17 protein-coding genes are annotated in these 18160 nt (G+C 62.5%); 8 read left to right on the forward strand and 9 right to left on the reverse strand.

Annotation, left to right across the window (positions count from 1 at the left end):
* Positions 1-279: 279 nt before the first annotated feature.
* The 3 genes from ACTG4X_RS34880 to ACTG4X_RS34890 all read left to right on the forward strand — a co-directional run bounded on the left by ACTG4X_RS34880 (position 280) and on the right by ACTG4X_RS34890 (position 4251).
* The gene (locus ACTG4X_RS34880; protein ID WP_440534629.1) at positions 280-867 is read left to right on the forward strand and encodes a suppressor of fused domain protein; all 588 of its coding nucleotides are present in this window, start codon (positions 280-282) and stop codon (positions 865-867) included.
* A gap of 20 nt (positions 868-887) precedes the next feature.
* Entirely contained in the window at positions 888-2270 is a 1383-nt protein-coding gene (locus tag ACTG4X_RS34885) for a S41 family peptidase (RefSeq protein WP_440534630.1), read from the forward strand.
* Positions 2271-3081: 811 nt separating this feature from the next.
* The gene (locus ACTG4X_RS34890) at positions 3082-4251 is read left to right on the forward strand and encodes an alginate lyase family protein (protein ID WP_440534680.1); all 1170 of its coding nucleotides are present in this window, start codon (positions 3082-3084) and stop codon (positions 4249-4251) included.
* A 264-nt stretch (positions 4252-4515) separates the two neighbouring features.
* Here ACTG4X_RS34890 and ACTG4X_RS34895 read toward each other — a convergent pair whose 3' ends face one another.
* The gene (locus ACTG4X_RS34895; protein WP_440534631.1) at positions 4516-4737 is read right to left on the reverse strand and encodes a hypothetical protein; all 222 of its coding nucleotides are present in this window, start codon (positions 4735-4737) and stop codon (positions 4516-4518) included.
* Between the two features lie 525 nt (positions 4738-5262).
* Here ACTG4X_RS34895 and ACTG4X_RS34900 point away from each other — a divergent pair.
* Both ACTG4X_RS34900 and ACTG4X_RS34905 read left to right on the forward strand, forming a co-directional pair.
* Positions 5263-8709: an autotransporter outer membrane beta-barrel domain-containing protein gene (locus ACTG4X_RS34900; protein WP_440534632.1), complete on the forward strand. Its 3447-nt coding sequence runs from the start codon at positions 5263-5265 to the stop codon at positions 8707-8709.
* Positions 8710-8830: 121 nt separating this feature from the next.
* Positions 8831-11671, forward strand: coding sequence for an autotransporter family protein (locus ACTG4X_RS34905; RefSeq protein ID WP_440534633.1), 2841 nt, complete (start codon positions 8831-8833; stop codon positions 11669-11671).
* Positions 11672-11864: 193 nt separating this feature from the next.
* On the opposite strand, the gene ACTG4X_RS34910 is transcribed toward ACTG4X_RS34905, so the two are convergent.
* The 3 genes from ACTG4X_RS34910 to ACTG4X_RS34920 all read right to left on the reverse strand — a co-directional run bounded on the left by ACTG4X_RS34910 (position 11865) and on the right by ACTG4X_RS34920 (position 14549).
* Positions 11865-12731, reverse strand: coding sequence for an amino acid ABC transporter substrate-binding protein (locus ACTG4X_RS34910; protein WP_440534634.1), 867 nt, complete (start codon positions 12729-12731; stop codon positions 11865-11867).
* Between the two features lie 367 nt (positions 12732-13098).
* Entirely contained in the window at positions 13099-13458 is a 360-nt protein-coding gene (locus ACTG4X_RS34915; RefSeq protein ID WP_440534635.1) for a hypothetical protein, read from the reverse strand.
* A gap of 581 nt (positions 13459-14039) precedes the next feature.
* Positions 14040-14549, reverse strand: a complete 510-nt coding sequence (locus ACTG4X_RS34920; RefSeq protein ID WP_440534636.1) for a hypothetical protein — start codon at positions 14547-14549, stop codon at positions 14040-14042.
* 270 nt (positions 14550-14819) lie between these two features.
* Here ACTG4X_RS34920 and ACTG4X_RS34925 point away from each other — a divergent pair, with 270 nt between their 5' ends.
* The gene (locus tag ACTG4X_RS34925; RefSeq protein WP_440534637.1) at positions 14820-15029 is read left to right on the forward strand and encodes a GlsB/YeaQ/YmgE family stress response membrane protein; all 210 of its coding nucleotides are present in this window, start codon (positions 14820-14822) and stop codon (positions 15027-15029) included.
* Between the two features lie 102 nt (positions 15030-15131).
* On the opposite strand, the gene ACTG4X_RS34930 is transcribed toward ACTG4X_RS34925, so the two are convergent.
* From ACTG4X_RS34930 to ACTG4X_RS34950, 5 genes are all read right to left on the reverse strand, one after another.
* A complete protein-coding gene (locus tag ACTG4X_RS34930) occupies positions 15132-15458 on the reverse strand; it encodes a BrnA antitoxin family protein (RefSeq protein ID WP_440534638.1) in 327 nt (108 codons plus the stop codon).
* 8 nt (positions 15459-15466) lie between these two features.
* Positions 15467-15820: a HigA family addiction module antitoxin gene (locus tag ACTG4X_RS34935; RefSeq protein WP_440534639.1), complete on the reverse strand. Its 354-nt coding sequence runs from the start codon at positions 15818-15820 to the stop codon at positions 15467-15469.
* Between the two features lie 100 nt (positions 15821-15920).
* Complete coding sequence (locus ACTG4X_RS34940; RefSeq protein WP_440534640.1) at positions 15921-16106, reverse strand: type II toxin-antitoxin system RelE/ParE family toxin; 186 nt, start codon at positions 16104-16106, stop codon at positions 15921-15923.
* An 84-nt stretch (positions 16107-16190) separates the two neighbouring features.
* A complete protein-coding gene (locus tag ACTG4X_RS34945; RefSeq protein ID WP_440534641.1) occupies positions 16191-16400 on the reverse strand; it encodes a hypothetical protein in 210 nt (69 codons plus the stop codon).
* 265 nt (positions 16401-16665) lie between these two features.
* Positions 16666-16965 (reverse strand): helix-turn-helix domain-containing protein, encoded by a 300-nt coding sequence (locus ACTG4X_RS34950; RefSeq protein WP_440534642.1) that lies wholly within the window; start codon positions 16963-16965, stop codon positions 16666-16668.
* A gap of 266 nt (positions 16966-17231) precedes the next feature.
* On the opposite strand from ACTG4X_RS34950, the gene ACTG4X_RS34955 reads away from it, so the two are divergent.
* On the forward strand, positions 17232-17753 hold the full coding sequence (locus ACTG4X_RS34955; RefSeq protein ID WP_440534681.1) for a helix-turn-helix domain-containing protein: 522 nt from the start codon (positions 17232-17234) through the stop codon (positions 17751-17753).
* A gap of 107 nt (positions 17754-17860) precedes the next feature.
* Positions 17861-17992: a hypothetical protein gene (locus tag ACTG4X_RS34960; RefSeq protein WP_440534643.1), complete on the forward strand. Its 132-nt coding sequence runs from the start codon at positions 17861-17863 to the stop codon at positions 17990-17992.
* Positions 17993-18160: the final 168 nt, after the last annotated feature.

The following is an 18160-nucleotide window of genomic DNA, read 5'->3' on the forward strand; positions in this document are numbered from 1 at the left end:
GAGGCAAAGGGCGGTCATCACGGGCCTCTCGGGCCCTCGAAACGAACTTCCGGTTCAGACTGAGGCTGTGTGAAAACGCAGGGAAACTGTGTATGGCATGCCGCTGCACAGCTGTTGCATCTTCTTCTTGGTGGGCTTCCTGCTTGGGGCTGTAGTCTTCTGTCTTCACGCTGCAGCCATCAGCTCGCTCGTTGAGAGAGCGAGGGGGCGGTGTTCAGGGACGCCCGGCGGCCACAAGCGGGCAATCATCCCAACCCACCAATTCGCACAGGAGTTCGATTGACCACCGACCATGAGGCACCTGCTCGCTACAAGGACTGGGTTGCCCACCTGCGGACTTCGACTCCGGGAGAGTGGTCCGTAACCTCCTACGAGGATGATGCCAAGAGCCATTCCATCCTCATCTTCAAGAGCGTAGATTCAGATGGGTCGCTTCTGTCGACCGTGGGGTTGATGGATGTAAACCTTGGCACTGCGACCGGACCGGAACTGCGCACGGAGATCCTGCTGGACCAATGCGGCCACGATTCGCAAGCTGCCAATGTCCTGGCAACCATTGCCTTCTACGTGCTGAAGAACAAATGGCGACCCTCGCCTGGCATTGTCTTTGAGCAGATGTTTGCCCTTGAGATGCCCGACGTGCCCTTGCCTCACGTGCTTTTTGTTCCGCCGTATCAATGGGCCGATTCCAGAATGACCAGAGTCCGGATCGGTGAGCGCACTGTCTATCCGCTTTTGGCGCTCCGCATCTCCGAATCCGAGCGCCTGTTCGTTTCCGCGCAAGGCCATGAAGCGCTCCAAGCAATTTGGGAAAACCGTCAAACAGCTGTTCTAGATTGGACCAGGAGCGGGGAAATCCAGGCTTGAGACGGATTCCGCCGCCAGAAGTGGACGCTGCCTTCGCTCCTGTGCACATAGAGTTTTCAAAAGTCTTCGAAAACAACCAGTCCTGTTTCCGACCTATGAAAAATACAACGCACGACTGCCGGACTCTGCGACAGGTTCGAGCCACGCTCATGGTTGTTGGCTTGCTATTCGTCTCTCAGGCACGCGCGGATCCGCGCTATGAGGAGGTCATTGCTTCTTCCGCGTGGAAAACTTTCGTGAAGCTGGCTCAAGACAACTATGTGAGCCCGTTCGACGTGCGCGCTCTCGAAGCAAGCTGCAAGAACAGGCTCCAGTCTATCGACACGTCAGTCAAGGAGCGTCCGATCGAGAACTGCATCCGTGCGGCCATCGAGAGTTTCGGTGGAAGTTCGGCGTACATCTCGTCGAAGGAGATGGCGCAGAAGAGTCCAGAGAACGTCAGCAGAATGGCCGGCGTCGCCCTGGAAATGAAGGCCCACGAAGGCGACGAGGGCTACGTCGAAATCGTTTCACCGATCGCCGGATCCCCGGCTCACCGCGCCGGTTTGAAACCAGGTGATCTGGTCTACTCGATCGACGGTGTGCTCACCAGATCCTTGACGCTTGCGCAGGCCGTCGCAGCTCTGCGCGGAGAAGCGGGCACGAGCTTGACCTTGCTGGTGGTCCGCCATGGCTCCAAGGCGCCCCTCGGATTCGTCATGACGCGAGAGCCGATCGCTCCCCTCGCTTCTGTCCGGGCCCGGCCGGTATCGCCCGGGACGGCCTATCTGCGAGTCGGCCGGTTCAGGGACACAACACCCAACGAGGTGATTGCCGCGATTTCGAAACTTCGGCCAGCCGACCGCATTGCATTGAACAATCTGGTCCTCGACCTCCGCAGCTGCTATGGTGGTCTACTGAATTCCGTCGTCGGCGTCGCCGCGCTCTTCGTGCCGTCAGGGACGAAGGTTCTGAGCAGCAAAGGTCGGCGACAAGACGCAAACAGGGATTTTCGAGCGGTACCGCAAGACTATGCGGGCAAGCCGCGGGATCCGGTCGATGAACCGGTGGTCAGCGCACTCAGGTCGGCGCGTCTGGTCATCCTGGTAGATGACCACACGGCCGCCGGCGCCGAGGCAGTCGTTCAAACCCTCAGGGAGCAACGCAAGGCCGTGGTGATCGGCCAGGCGACGTTCGGGGCGGGCACTATCGAAACCATCCTTCCCCTTGAAGAAGGCGCAGCGGTACGACTTTCCACGGCGATGATGTACTCGCCAGCCGGGCTCTCGTGGGACCGCAGCGGCATCCAGCCGGATATCCAGATGCCGGCACCCGACAACCTCAAGTTTGAGCTCGGCGATCCTGGTACCGATGCGGGGCTCGCCAGAGCTGTCGCGTTCCTGGTCGCGAAGTCCGGCCGATAGCCTGATATTGGCTCCCGCGACGCCATGAGCCGAATGGTCGGAAGCCGCCAATAAACCTTGCTTCTATCCACAAGTTTCAAGCCTGACGGTCCACCAAGGACCGGCTCGTCCCGTGACTGCCGCACGACATGCAGTCGGCCGCGAGGAGCGCCAGGCTCAGGCCCAGCGGCGGTGGAGCGAAGGCAATCCCCGGCGCCGACCAATGGCCTGTGATGAAGATCACCGCGCCATCGCGATGCTCGCAGTACGGCTGCACTCAGCCGTACCCCGGCCACACCCAGTAGCCGCCAGTCCAGATCGCGCCCGCGAACGGAGCGGGCGGCGGCGCCCACGCCATGGCGATCGGTTGCGGCTGATACAGCGGCGGATCGACATCACGCTCACGACGGGCGGCGCCGCAGGAGCGACATGCACTGGCCGAACAACGGCATGGTGCACGGGAGGCGATGGTGGTTGAGCGACACAGCCCGTCATCAGCGCCGTCAATCAGTCCCGCGAGCCGGGCAACGGGAAGAGAAGATCGATGGCTCATTCGATGTTTGGAGTTGCGTGCGCTGCGGCACACGCACGCCCCAACAGTCTTTCAAATTTTGACGATGACACGAATCCGGAGGATTTCTCGCAGCGCGGAAATTCCGTGTTCAAAGCGCCGATCTGTCAGGTTGTGCTCAGACGAAAGTAGCTGTCATTAGTCCTCCACATGAAAGAGAATTTTCATTGGAGTGCAATGTCAACTATGGCTCGATGGGAGCGTTGTGATTCGATGCACATCACCACGCCTCGCCAGATCGGTGGCCGATTCATCTCGTCGATGACGCTTGCTATCCTGATGATCCCCATCGCGCACGCCAGCGCCTTCGTTCATCCAGGCGCTCTACATACACAGGCCGATTTCGACAGGATGCGGAGCCAGGTCGCCCAAGGCGCGCAGCCCTGGGTTGATGGTTGGAATCAGCTCCTGCGCAACAACCATGCGTCGCTGAGCTGGACACCCCATCCGCAAGCGACGGTCTACCGTGGCAAGGACGGAACGCACGGCGAGAACTACGGCGCCCTGTACCAGGATGCGGCCGCGGCCTATGCGTTGGCCTTGCGCTGGAAGGTCGGCGGCGACGATGCCTATGCGGACAAAGCCATCGGCATTCTCGACGCATGGTCCGAATCGCTCACCGCCATCGGCGGCAGCTCCGACAAGTTTCTGGCGTCGGGCATCTACGGCTACCAGTTCGCCAACGCGGCCGAAATCATGCGGAGTTATCCCAAGTGGTCGGCGGGAAATTTCCAACGCTTTCAGAAGATGATGTTGGAAGTCTTCTATCCGATGAACCACGATTTCCTGGTCCGGCACAACGGTGCAAAGATTGACCACTACTGGGCCAACTGGGATCTCGCCAACCTGGACGCCATGCTGGCGATCGGCATCCTCACGGACCGGCGGGACATCTACAGCGAGGCGGTGGACTATTTCAAGCACGGCAAGGGCAACGGTGCCATCGACCAACTGGTGTGGAGGCTCTACCCGGACGGACTGGGGCAAACGCAGGAAAGTGGTCGCGACCAGGGCCACAACATGCTCAACGTCGCACTGCTCGGTGCGCTGTGCCAGATGGCGTGGAACCAGCACGAGGATCTGTTCGGCTACGAAAACAACCGGGTGCTGCATGGCATTGAATACATCGCCAAATACAACCTCGGTGAGGACGTACCGTACACCCCGTACCGCAACAGTGACGTCACGCAGGAAGTGATCTCGCCAGCAGGCCGCGGCGATCGGCGCCCGGTCTGGGAGCTCTTCTACAACCACTATGCGGTGCTGAAGGGGTTGAATGCCCCTTACACGCGGAAGCTCGCAGAGAGGATGCGGCCTGAAGGAGGCGGTGGAAACTATGGCCCGGACAGCGGCGGCTATGACCAACTGGGCTATGGCACTCTGACCTATACCCTGATGCCGGCCGCGAGTATGAAGGGACCGGTACGCTAGTTTTACTGAATGAATGAATCGCCCCCGGGGGCGATTCAAGGCTGTTGCTGAGGAAGTCCATGCTCCACACCTCGTTGACCGTGCTGGCAAGTTGTACCGGTACGCGCTCGTTGGCGGGCCGCTTGATCTTCTTGCGCATGCGCATCGCCAAGTTTGCGGCGCTGTAGAACTGGTAGACCTTCTTGTGGTTCACGCCGGGGAAGTGGGGGCGCAGCATGTCGTGGATGCGGCGACATCTGGCGCGCAGCACACGTGAGAATCACCTCAAACGATTTCGAGGGCCTCTGCCCATACCCTGTTGAAAAGGGATTCCCGGGTCTTCTTGAACACGATGCTTGAATGCAGGCCGACGGCAGACTCGATCTGTGTCGTCTTGCCAAAGTCCGCACTGGAAACCCAGACCGTGTCCGGCGCCACAAGCACGACTTTGGCATTGGTGTTGGGATGCAGTGCGATGCGCACTTCAGGGAAGTGCAGCTTGAGCATCCTCGCCTCCCTTTGTGCGGCGGCGTTCGCAATGATGAATATGTCTCGGGGGCGCTTGCCCAAAGTCTGAGAGATGTATTCCGGATCCGGAAGTGACCCGGTCATTATCAAGACGGGGCCGATGACGCGTGCAATTTGAGCTAGGCGTGTATTCCACGTGCTAGCGCAAATGGACATCTTCGCGTCCTCGCAGGAGAACGCGAAGCCTCGGCGGTCGTCGCTGAAAACCATGTGTTGCTTTGAATCCTGAGCGATTGTCTCTGCGGGGGCGCGAGGCGATTGCCATGGGAAATGAGCGAGTGAATTTCATTTTCAGGGCCAATAAAAGCAAACAAATGTGAACGAGTTGGCGTTCATGGCCGAAATCGAATTGCGCCGGGCATTCGTGAACTTTCGTTTAGAGAATTTGCAATCAGTTGCACTAGAGTCCGCCCCCGGGTCGGGCAGGCAGCACCGGCCACACCCGTGCCGCGCACGCAGTTCATGCCAGTGCGCCATTCGCTCTCGACCATCAGGACTCACGATATGAATAAGGTATTCCGCGTCGTTTGGAACGACGCACTCGCTCTCTGGACCGTTGCATCCGAACTGGGGCGCGGTCATTCGAAAGCACACGCCGTTGCCGGCGCGGCAGGCGCAGCGGTGACACTGGCTCTGGCCACGGTGTCAACGCCGGCTTCCGCGGATTGCGTGGCTGGGGGTGCTGCCATCGCCTGCAGTGCGGCAGGAGGAACGCAGGGCACGACCGTCGGGACGGGACCGGCCACGGCTGCCAACACCTCGGTGGATGTCCAGTCGGGTGCATTGGTCAGCACGGGCAACAGCTCCGCGATCAGCCTTGGCAACAATGCCACCATCACGGTTCGCAGCGGCGCCACGGTCCAGAACAGCTCCACCAACGGAAACAGTTCGTACCCAGGCGGCATCGGCGCCAACACCGTCGAGTTCAACAGCAACAGCACCATCACCATCGAGCAAGGCGCCAACGTCTTCGCGGATGGAAGCGCCGGCAATTCGGAGGCCATCAACCCCGTCGGCAGCGGCAACACGATCATCAATCACGGAACCGTGCGATCGACCCACGCCGCAATCTGGTTCCAGGCGAACTCCGGCAACAACACCATCGTGAACACCGGCACGATGGAAGCGGGCTATGTGGCGGGCAGCAGCAACCCCGGCACCGCCACGGTGTTCGGTGCCAACGGCACCTCTGCCGTCGATTTCACCAACAAGGGCAGCGTCATCGGATCGCTCAACTTCGCAGGCGGAAACGATGCATTGCATGCCTACACGGGCTCCTCGATCACCGGCAACATCAGCGGCGGAGGCGGCGCCAACCTTCTGACGCTCGAAAGCGAAGACGGCGGCGCCTCGACGTTTGCGCCGCTCTCCCTGGCCGGGTTCCAGACGCTGCAGAGCAATGCCGGGGTCTGGACCTTCAACGTGGCGCTGCCGTCATCGGGCATTACCAGCGCGACCGTCAATGGCGGCACCCTGATCCTGGGCGCCGATGCCAGCACCTACACGGGCAGCATGACCGTCGGCTCGGGCGGTGTGTTGCAGAGCAGTGCGCAATTCGCGCCGGCAGCAATCACCGACAACGGGCTGGTGCGTTTCGCCCAGCCCGACAACGCAACCTACGCCGGCCTCGTGAGCGGCACGGGCGGCATCGAGAAGACCGGCGCGGGCACGCTCACGCTGACGCAGGACCAGGCCTTCACCGGCACCACCACGATCAGCGCCGGTGTGCTGCAGCTTGGCAGCGGCGGCACCACCGGCTCGGTGAAAGGCGACATCGTCGACAACGCGACGTTGACCGTCCAGCGCTCGAACGCGCTGACGCTGTCGGGCACCATCAGCGGCTCCGGCGCGCTTGTGCAGGCCGGCACGGGCACGACGATCCTCACCGCCGACAACACCTACGCCGGCGGCACCGTCATCAGTGCCGGCACGCTGCAACTCGGCAACGGCGGCACCACGGGCAGCATCGTGGGCAATGTCCTGAACAACGCGACGCTGGTCATCAACCGCTCGGACGCGCTCACGCTGTCGGGCACCGTCAGCGGCACCGGCTCGCTCGTCAAGGAAGGCGCCGGCACCACGACGCTCACCGCAGCCAACAGCTACGGCGGCGGCACCGCGCTCAAGCAAGGCCGGCTGAACGTCGGCAACAACCTGGCGCTGGGCACCGGCACGCTGGCGATGGACGACGGCACCACGCTCGGCTTCGCGGCCGACAGCCTGAACCTCGCCAACGCCGTGGTGCTGACCGGCAACAACGACCCGGTGATCGACACCGGCAGCTTCAGCGCCACGCTCAGCGGCAACATCACCGGTGGCGGCTTCATCACCAAGATCGGCAGCGGCACCCTCACACTCTCGGGCTCCAACAGCTATACCGGCGCGACCGATGTGGCCGAAGGCACCCTGAAGGCCGGCGTCGCCGGCACCTTCAGCGCAGCCTCGGCGCACACCGTGCAAAGCGGTGCCACGCTCGACCTTGCAGGCTTCAGCCAGACGGTTGCCTCGCTCGCCAACAGCGGCACTGTCACCTTGGTAGGCACCACACCGGGCACCACCCTCACCGTCAACGGCGCCTATGTGGGCAACAACGGCGTGCTGCGGCTGGGCACCTTCCTGGGCGACAGCGCCAGCGTGAGCGACCGGCTGGTGCTCAACGGTGCAAGCGCCTCGGCCAGCGGCAAGACCAGCGTGCAGATCACCCAACTCGGTGGCCTGGGCGCGCTGACCACGGGCAACGGCATCGAAGTGGTCTCGGCGCTCAGCGGCGCCACCACCACCGCGCAGACCACCAAGGATGCGTTCTCGCTCGCGGGCGGCCACGTGGATGCGGGCGCCTACGAGTACCGCCTGTATGCCGCCGACGCCAGCGGCGCTGGCGAGAACTGGTACCTGCGATCGACCACCACGGCAACGACGGGCACGGGCGGATCGACAGGCGGCACAACGGGCGGTACCGGCACGAGCGCCGTGCAAGTGCCGGCCTACCGAGCCGAAGTCCCGTTGCTCTCCGCGCTGCCCAGCCAGGTACGCCAGGCGGACCTGGCCATGATCGGCAACCTGCACCAACGCATCGGCGACGATGATGTCAAGGCAGGCGCTGCAGCATCGACCGACACCGAGCGCCGCGCCTGGGGCCGCGTGATCGCCACCGATATCGACATCCGCCAGCAAGGCACCGTCGACCCGCACAGCAAGGGCAACGTCAAGGGCTTCCAGGCTGGCACCGATCTGTTCGCCACATCGAACTGGCGTGCCGGCGTGTACGTCGGCCAACTCGACGGCAGCGTCAGGGTCAGCGGCTTCGCCAGTGGCATCGCCAACCTGGCCGTTGGCTCCAACGACCTGCGCAGCCAGTACCTGGGCGCCTACGGCACCTGGACTGCCGACTCGGGCTTCTATGCCGACGCCGTGCTGCAGGCCGGGCGGCACCGTTACACCGTCGAGCCGCTGTCCACTCAGCGCAGCTCGGGCAAGGGCGACAGCCTGACGGCATCCATCGAGGTGGGCCAGGCATTCGCAATGGGCGACAGCGGCTGGAAGATCGAGCCGCAACTGCAGCTGATTCGCCAGCACCTCAGCCTGGACGACATCGCGATCTCCGGTGCGACCGTGCGGCAGGACAGCGACGACGGCTGGATCGCGCGCGTCGGCGTGCGCGTGAAGGGCGAGATCTCCACGAGCCTCGGCACGCTGCAGCCGTACGGCCGCTTCAACATCTACAAGGCGAGCGGCGGCGCCGACGTCGCCCGCTTCATCGGACCTGCCGCCACGACCGACATCACGAGCCGCACCGGCTCTACCGTCAGTGAACTCGCCGGCGGCCTCACCCTGGCGCTGAACCAGACCACCAGCATCTACGGCGAAATCGGCAAGGCGTGGGCCTCGGGCGGCGCAACGGATGTGAAGACGTCCTTGCAGGGCTCGCTCGGATTGCGTATGAAGTGGTGAGGGCCCGCCGCGCCATGAATCGGTTCTTGGTGCGGTGCATCTCGAACATCAGGAGATATCTTTGAAGCACCCATATTCCTTCGCTCCTGGGGTCCTTTCCCGCACATGCCTTTCCGGCGCATTGCTACTGTGGTCGGCGGGCGACGCGATGGCGGCCTGCACCAGCACTTCGGGCGTGAGACTGCAGGCCACGGCGGGCTCCGTGTGCAGCGCGGCCGGCAGCTACGGCAGCAGCGGCGTGCCCGGGGGGCAATCAGCACTGGGCGCATCGGGCGGCGGCATCGTCAATGCCGCGGGCCTCATCACCATGACGATGTCCCAGAGCGGCATCAACGGCGTGTACGCGACGGGCACCGGCTCGCAGATCAACCTGCTCGGTGGCCTGACGCTGGACCGCCCCGGCGCAAGCACGGGCATCCGCGGCCTGCGCGCGGCGAGCGGGGGCACCGTCACCGTGAACGGGCCGTTGTCGATCACGCTGTCCAACGGGGCCAGCAACTACGGCATTTACGCGGAGCTGGCGAACACTCGCGTCATCCTGAACGGCGACACCAGCATCACCATGGGAGCCGGGGCTTCGTACTCTCCCGGCATTCGCATGACTACGGGGGCGAGCCTCGTGTCGAACGGTGCGATGGTCATCAGCGCGGCAGGCGATTCGAGGTCCGATGCGATCGCGACCGATCTTGGCGGCACTGCGCAACTGAACGGCAGCCTGAACCTGAGCGTGAGCGGCCAGCAGGCCTCGGCGCTCAAGATCACCAGCGCCGGAACCATCACCTACACGGGCACGGCAAGCCTGAACAACTCGGGCCTCAACGGGTCGGGCATCCGTGCGGTCACGGGCGGCGTGGCAACGGCCGCCGCATCGTCGAGCACCACGATCCATTCGAGCGGCATCAACAGCATCGGCATCTCGGTGCGCGATTCCGGCTCGCAGGTGAACCTGGCGGGCCCCGTGGCGATCCAGGCCACCGGCGTCACTCAGGCGAACACGCCAAGCGGCACGCAGGAGTCGTACGCCGCGGGCCTGCTGGTCACCGGCGGCGGCGCGATCAACGCGACGGGCTCGCTCGCGATCACCACCACCGACGCCAGCAGCTACGGCGCCGCGATGCTCGCCAGCAGCCCTTCGATCAGCGCCACCGGCACCGGCTCCATCACCGCCGCTGGCAGTGCGCTGGGCTTTCTCTCGGGCTCGGGCCAGACGGCAAGCTTCGACGGCTTTGCAATCACAAGCGCATCGGGCGACCTCGTGCGCGTCGATGCAGCCACTGGCGCGGTGCTCACATTGAAGAACACGAGCGCCACCGCCAGCAGCTCCGGCAACCTGCTGCAGGCACTAAACGGCAGCAGCCTCACCTTCACCGCCGATCGCAGCACGCTGAGCGGCAACGTCGTGACGGACACCACCAGCATCGTCGACATGCGCCTGTTGAACGGTTCCAGCCTCGCGGGCAGCATCGATCCGGTGGACCTCACCGTCGATGCCACGAGCCGCTGGACGATGACGGGCAGCTCGTCGCTGAGCAGCGTGACGCTCGCGGGGCGAATCGACTTCCAGCCGCCTGGTTCGGCGGGCTCCGGCTTCGTGCCGCAGACGCTCACCGTCAACGGCAACTGGGTGGGGCAGGGCGGCATCGTGGGCATGCGCACTGCCCTCGGGGACTCCGGCTCACTGACTGATCGCATCGTCATCAACGCAGGCACCGTGAGTGGCACCACCACGCTGCAAGTGAGCAATGCAGGCGGCCTTGGCGCATTGACGACGGGCGACGGCATCATGCTCGTGAGCGCCATCAATGGAGCGACGACCACGGCGCAGACCACGAAGAATGGCTTCTCCCTGGCTGGCGGCCATGTGGACGCCGGCGCCTACGAGTACCGCCTCTACAGCGCGGACGCCTCAGGGGCCGGCGAGAACTGGTATCTGCGCTCGACCGCGCCGGCGACCGCGAGTCCGACAGGCCCGACCACCGCGACCTTGCCAACCTACCGCGCCGAGGTTCCCCTGTTCGCCGCGCTGCCGTCGCAACTTCGGCGGGCCGATCTGGCGATGCTGGGCAACCTGCACCGGCGCATGGGCGATGGCGATGGTGTCGCGTCGAATGAAAGTGCGCCGCAGGGCCAGCGTGCCGCATGGGGCCGGCTGGTGTACGCCGACATCGACCTGCGCCAGCAGGGCACGGTCGCGCCCTCAAGCGACGGGCGCCTGCGCGGCTTCCAGACCGGTGTGGACCTGTATGCGCCAACGGGCTCGGCATGGCGCGCCGGTGTGTACGTCGGCCAGCTCGAAGGCCGCGTCGGCGTGCAAGGCTTTGCGCGTGGCGTGCAGGGCACTGTGGGCAGCAACGACCTGCGCTCGCGCTACCTGGCGGCCTACGCCACGTGGAAGGACGATGAGAACGATCGCTATGCCGACGCCGTCCTGCAGGGCGGCAGCCACCGCTACGGCGTTGAAGCGACGGGCAACCAGGCCAGCTGGGGCAAGGGCCGCGGCCTGCTGGCGTCGCTGGAGGTCGGACAGGCCTTCGGGCTCGCTCCGGGCTGGCGCATCGAGCCGCAGGCCCAGGTCGTCTATCAGAAGCTGAAGCTCGACGACGCAGTTCTCTCCGGTGCCAATGTGTCGCAGCAAACCGGTGGCGGTTGGCTAGGCCGCCTTGGCGTACGCGTGCGCGGTGAAGTTGCAACGGCCGCCGGCCTGCTGCAGCCCTATGCACGCCTGAACCTCTACAGCGCCAGCGCGGGCACCGACGTCGCGCAGTTCATCAACGCGGCGGCCGTCACGCGCATCGCCAGTGCCACCGGCTACCGCAGCGTGGAGCTGGCCGGTGGATTTACCTTGCCGCTTTCGCGAGCCGCCAGTGTCTATGGCGAGATCGGTCGCCTCTATGCGATGGGCGGCGACACGCGGGCACGGTCGTCGTTGCAAGGGTCTGCTGGCGTGCGCGCGCGCTGGTAGCACGGCAGACGATTGCAAGTGGTGGGAGCGCCGCCGTGTACGTTGCCATAGGCCAAACAAGCATGCCTTGGCTATGGCTTTTTGCTGAAACCAGCTCGGCTGTGCACTCAATGCCAGAGCGAGCGGCATCGGCCTTTGCGATCACCGAGCGCCATCGTGTGCGCCGAGGTCTTCCACTTGTGCGTGGTTCGTCTCAGATCGAATGGCCGAGCACCATCGCGACGCCGGGCTGTTTGTTCGGCCGAACGAAGCTGTCGCGTGTCAGGCGTCCCATCTTGATGGTGAGCGTGTGGGTGTTGAACCATTTGTCATAAAGCCCATTGATCTCGCCGCTCGCGTACAACTGCGCGAGGCTCCTGTCCACAGCCGCGAGCAACGCAGTGTCGCCCTTGCGCACCATCACGGCGTACGGCTCGACCGACAGCGCAAGCCTGCTCAGGCTGAGCGTATCGATCGTCTTGTCGTTCGACACGAGGCCTTGCAACAGCGAGTCATCCTGCGCAAATGCACGCACCTTTCCTTCTTTCAGCGCCTTATAGGCGTCGCCGTTGTTTTCGTAGGTGGTGAACTTCGCGTCGCGCAGTTCACCATCGGCGAGTTGCTTGAAGAGCTTCTCCGAGGTCGAACCCTTGGTCAGCGCGACTGGCAGGTTCTTCAGGTCCTTCACCGTCTCCACATGAAGGCTGTTGTTCGTCAGCACGCGCATCCCGGCGACGAAAAAGGTGTAGCTGAAGTCAACCTTCTCTTGGCGCGCCATCGTGTTGGTCGTCGAACCGCACTCAAGATCGATTTCTCCTGCGAGCAGTTTCGGAATGCGCTCCGGGCCGGCCACGAGCTTGTACTGAACCTTGATGTCGGGAAGCTTGAGCTCGCGCTTGATCTCTTCGACCGCGTTCATGCAAAGGTCCACCGAATAGCCCGCGGGTTGTTTCTGTGCATTGACGAAAGAAAAGGGCGGCACGGCCTCACGTACGCCAAGCACGATCGTGCGCGTTTCGCGGATCTTGCTCATCGTGTCGACAGCGGCCTGTGCCGGCGGTGCCACCAGCGCGATGGCCATGGGAATCATCGTGGCACCCAGCAGGTGCGCGGAAATAGGGGGCATGAGGTACGACGTCAACGGCGGTTTGAATTTCGATGTCGATCACACGCCGTTGCTGCTTCGTCGACCCGCGATAGTCGAGTTCACATCCACTGCCCGTTTTCGCCCACAAAAGATTCGGATCTCCCAGTGAAGAGGGCACATGTGCCATTCGAGAGCCTTGCACACTGATTGTTCGCCGAATTGCGTACTTTCCGCTAGCCATGAAAATGGAATTCAAACACTCAGCTTTCAGGGTAATCGACGGGGCCCTGAGTGTCAGCGGCTGCGCCTCCGGTCGTCGCCAACCCCTTGTCCTACTGTGTCGCAAGAGTTGCCACACAGGCTACCAAGGAAAGTCGGGAGAAATCTCAATCTCCAGGTCGGCCGCGGACAGAACGGCACGGGCCTCGATGACATGTGCGGCATCACCCTTGAACACAGTTGGGTGATTGGTTTTCAAAAGCTTTCTGGCATCCAAAAGATTCTTTCTCGATACTTTTGCTACAGCTTTGATCTGATCGAAATCTTCATGATTTCCAAACTTTAGCCTGACCTGGTAGATGGTCGGGTCAAGTTTGATCGGTGAGGCGTAGGTAGTGACGATCGATTGGGCGTTGTGCGCGCAGCCCAGTCCTTGCAGTCGACCTTCCTGAAAGAATCTCAGGGGAGCACCGCATTTATCGCAAACAATGGGATCATTCATTTACGCTTCCCCTCAGCATCCTGTTGGATGTGCCGACGATTTGGGTCTAGTCGAGCCGCACCGCCGGCACGCCGAACAATGCAACGGTAATTGCCGCCGGCGCAACGAATAGACCATCCACTTTGGAAGAAGCTCTGCCAGCGCTGTTGGTGATCTCTCGTACGACGACCTGCATTGCGCACTGATTTTCGGACTGTGATTTGAGTCATTTGAAAACTGCGACAAATGCTCAAGATTGATGCCGGGCGGGCGTGATATTTGTCCGAAGCAGTCGATCGCCATGCAGAGAGCCAGCAGCTGAACCGCATGCATCGAAGCAGGGCATCACACGCCTGATGCAGGATCGGTTCGTGCACTGGCCGCCAGAGGACAAGGCTCGGACGTCGAACTGCGCCGAGCGTTGCCGGCCGGGGCCGTCAGAAGCAAATCGCTTGCGGAGCGAGGTGGCACTCGGATTCGTTGGACGAGCGGCAAACGAGCGGCGAGGGCAACCGCTTGGCGTTACAGGCTTCCTCGATGCGCCCGATTGGCGAATGTGTCACCGTGCCAGATGGCCCTTGAGGCCCGCGAAACTGCGAGGCCTATGGGGATTTGGCCCGGAAGCCGCCGACGACCTCGCCGAACAGACGCGCAGAGGCGTCTCGCTCAGGGCCGCAGATCAGCAGCAGGCCGACGAGCTTCCGGCTCGTGAGATAGCCGAAATACAGGAAAAGATGTTCCGCGTTGACTTCAACGGCGTAAGTCATTTCGGTTCCGTTGCCGCTCGAATGCGGCCTGATCAACCGTCGAAGGACTTCGATGCCACCGGGGCACTGCTGCTTGTAGGCCTCGATCTGGCTGTTCACGTTGGTTTCCGCAGCAGCGTGACCCCTTTCTTCCACTGTCGTGAAGAAGCCGAGCTCAAGAATGAGCGTTGCATCTTCTTCATCGGAACGGAAATTGAAAGTGCTCGGATTCGAATTTGAGGCCTCTTCCCAATGATCGGGAAGGTCGATGAAGAACTCCTCGTGAGAGTGACGCGTAGCCCTGCGAGGTCGCGTCTCGCCGCAGGGTGCTGCAGGTGGAACTGAGAACGTGTAGTTGAGCTTCAAGGCGGCCTCTTTCTTCGCCAAAACCGATCTATCCATGGATCGAGCGTCTACCAACAACTCGCAATCTTTGCGTTTTCTGCCGAATTGCAAATTCCGAGCCGGTCCAGGAGGCATGCATTTGCCAATGCATGAAGGGCCTGGCACTAGTTCACGATCTCGGTCCTTTCCACGCATGAATCTTGATCAAATCTTGCGGAGGCAGCGGCGCTCCTGTCTCTCGCCGCACCATTCTGTTCGTGGTCATCTTTACCAATCAAAAGGAGTAGGTAAATGGGTTTTCTGTGGTTCCTCATTATTGGACTTGTTGCCGGCTGGTTGGCTGGTGTTCTTGTCAAGGGCGGCGGTTTCGGTCTCATCGGGGATCTCATCGTCGGCGTCATCGGTGCCTTCCTCGGGGGCTTCCTCTTCAGCACGTTCGGCGTTTCCTTGGGCGGTGGCCTCATCGGCAGCCTTGTCGTTGCCACCGTGGGTCTTTGTTGACCGGACCCTATCCCGATCTGGAACTTGCATGGGGCGGGCTCCACAGCTCCATTCTTCCGTTGGGCCGGCACGCGCCTAGGCTGACGCCGGGATGGGTCGGTGTCAGTCTTGAGTTGCCGTCGTGCGCGAGCGACGCGGCCGCGCGCCAGGAGTAGCCTTCGCCACGAACACCTCGCGCAGCGCATCCTTCGCGCGCGTTTGCCAACCAGGTCCGGCCGCCTTCAGCGCCTCTAGCACGGCCGCATCCAGCCGGATGGTGGTCGACACCTTGGCATCGGCCCTGGTGCTGCCAGCGGGGCGCCCACGCTTGCGCGCCTCGATCTGTGCGGGCGTGTGTACGGCGGCATGCTCGTCGCGCTTGGCTTCGCCGATGCTGGACAGAAGCGCGGCCTTGAACTCGGCTATCTCAGGATCTCTGTGTTCAGACAATGGCTGCGTCAGGCGCCCGGTGCAAAACGCTCGTCGTTGGCCATGGTTGCAGCAAGATCTTCACGAGGGCTCACTTCCTTTGCGATGACCTTGCCAACAGTCTTCTGTGCCACCTTGAAGTCATAAGTCGCTTGCATGTTGATCCAGCCCACTGCGTCGGCCTCTTCGCCGCCGAAGTAACGGGTCAGACGCAGCGCGGTGTTCGGCGAGATGCCGCGGCGCTCGAGCACGATGTCATTGACGCGGGAAGCAGGCACATGCAGCGCCTTCGCCAGCGCGTTAGCAGTCATACCAAGGGGCTTCAAGTAGTCCTCGCGGAGGACTTCACCCGGGTGAACCGGGCGCATTCCATTTTTAAACATGGCGCTCTCGCCTTTCTTTTATAAGCCCGCCAGTTTGGGCGGATCCGCATAAGCGGGGTTGAACAAGTTTGCAGGGCATTTGACGCTGCCCTGCGTGCGTTCAGTGTGGATCGCAGATCAACACGTCGTAAGGTCCGGCGTCCCCCCATTTGAAGATCAGGCGCCATTGCTGGTTGATCCTGACGTGCCAGGCTCCGTCGTAAAACTTCAGGTCGTTGCCGGGTGGCATCTTCATGAAAATCAACGTCGGCGCTGCGTCCAACTGGGTCAGCTTGCGGATCGCCACATCCTTGATGTTCGCGAACTGAGGTGAAAAGCTCTTCGGATCGTGTGGTCCACGGCATGAATGCTGGATTCTTGGTGGTGCCCGTCATAGGTCAGCCGCCGAGCGAATCTCCTGGGTGATGAGTTGCAAATTCTCGTTTCGATTCGACGAAAGGCGAATTCCCTCGCTCCACAGTTCCTGCTCAAACTCATCGGCCATGTGGAGCTTGCGCCTTTCCAGCGGCCGTGCACGCCACCGGGTAAAAGCCTCCTGCCGCGCTTGGGTGTCCGCCTGTTGTTTGTTCAGTTTCGCCATCGTGGATCCGTTTGGTTGGTTGAAGAGCTCCAATGATCTCGTCACGACAGTCGAGCGATACCTGCGATGCGGATCTGCTGGGTTGCGAGTCGGCGCACAAAAAAAAACCTCCCAGTCTTTCGATGGGAGGTTTTCTGTCTTGCGGAACACGTTCGGCGATTGCGGAACAGTGCTCCTTAAGAAATAGCGCGGAAGCCGCGCAGTTCCTAGTGTTGGTGGTGGGCCCTGAGTGACTCGAACACTCGACCTACGGATTAAGAGTCCGCTATTTGCGACTGCGGTGGGATTCGGCCAATGCGGCTTCGGTTTCGAGCAGCAGTTCGCCTGCGGTGCGGCCGAGAGCGTGCGCGATGCGCAAGATCATGGCGAGCGTTGGCATGTGCTCGCCACGTTCGATTTTTCCCATATGGGATCGTTCGATACCGGCCTGATGGGCCAAAGCTTCCTGTCCAACGCCATCCGCTGTGCGGAGCGCTCTCACGACTGCGCCAAACGCAAGGGCAGGCTCAGCCTCGAATGTCGTTGCCCCTAGCGGCCTTCCTCTCCGAGTGACGTGCTTCTGCATAGACAGAAGGCTCGGATCTAGAGACAATTAAAACCACGTTATCTTTAACTCATTGCCATTCTTCTGGGGAACCTCTCTCAGTTGAACTACGCATCGTCGCTGTCCACGAAATCCAAATGACGCATCGTCAAGTCGCATCGCCTCTGCCGATGGCACGACCGCTCCGACTGCCGGAGTCGGTCACGCGTGTCCGGCCGCGGCAGCCCGCACCTGTCGTGCGCAGCCTGTCCGCGGCCCGCATCGGCGCGCAGGTGAGGGCGCTTCGCATGGCGGCAGGGGTGTCCGGCGGCGCGCTGGCGCAGGCCTCGGGGATCTCTTCCTCGATGCTCTCGCGCATCGAGCGCGGGCTGGTTTCGCCTTCGGTGGAGACCCTGGAGCGCCTCGCGCAGGGCCTGCACGTGCCGGTGTCGCGCTTTTTCAGCGACCAGGCGCGCCGCACGGATTTCTGCCATGTGCGAGCTGGCCGTGGTGTCCTTGTCGACCGCATCGGCGCCGTGGCGGACTACCGCTACGAACTACTGGGCCACCTGCTGTCGGGCAACCTGTTCGTCGAGCCCTACCTGGTCACACTGCTGCCAGGCGCCGATCCCTATGTCACCTTCCAGCATCCGGGTCTGAAGTTCCTGTATTTCCTCTCCGGGGAGGTCCGCTACCGCTACGGCGCCAAGGTGGTCGAGGTGAGGGCAGGGGACTCGCTGTTGTTCGATGCGACTGCGCTGCACGGGATCGAGGCGATCCAGGTCCAACCGGTCTCGTATCTGTCGGTGGTGTTCACGCTGCGCGAGTGAAGGCGCAAGCGACACACTGAACAGTTGAGGGTTCGGATCGGCCAGGTTCGACGGTGGGTGGCTCTGTTCGGCGTCGTAAGCCGCGCCCGGCTGCATAGAATGGGGTAGTGACTGTCTTGCACTTCATTCACCCGAACGATACGCTCACACTTCGCAAGGAGCGCAGCGCTTTTTTCACGCCCGACGACATCACCCGGTTCGTCTCTAACTGGGCCTTCGCGGCGCTGAAGACCTGGTGATGGAGCCCTGCGCAGGCGACGCCGCCTTTCTTGTCGCAGCCGTCCCGCCTGCGCGAACTCACTCCAGACCCGGATGTGCGGCCGATCGTCGACGGTGTGGAAATCACGCGCACAGCGCGCGCGTCGCCGCCCAACGCGTCCGGGAAGCTGGGGGACGGCCCAGATCCG

The organism is Variovorax sp. YR566 (genome assembly GCF_051992195.1).
In the GTDB taxonomy this organism is placed as follows: domain Bacteria; phylum Pseudomonadota; class Gammaproteobacteria; order Burkholderiales; family Burkholderiaceae_C; genus Variovorax.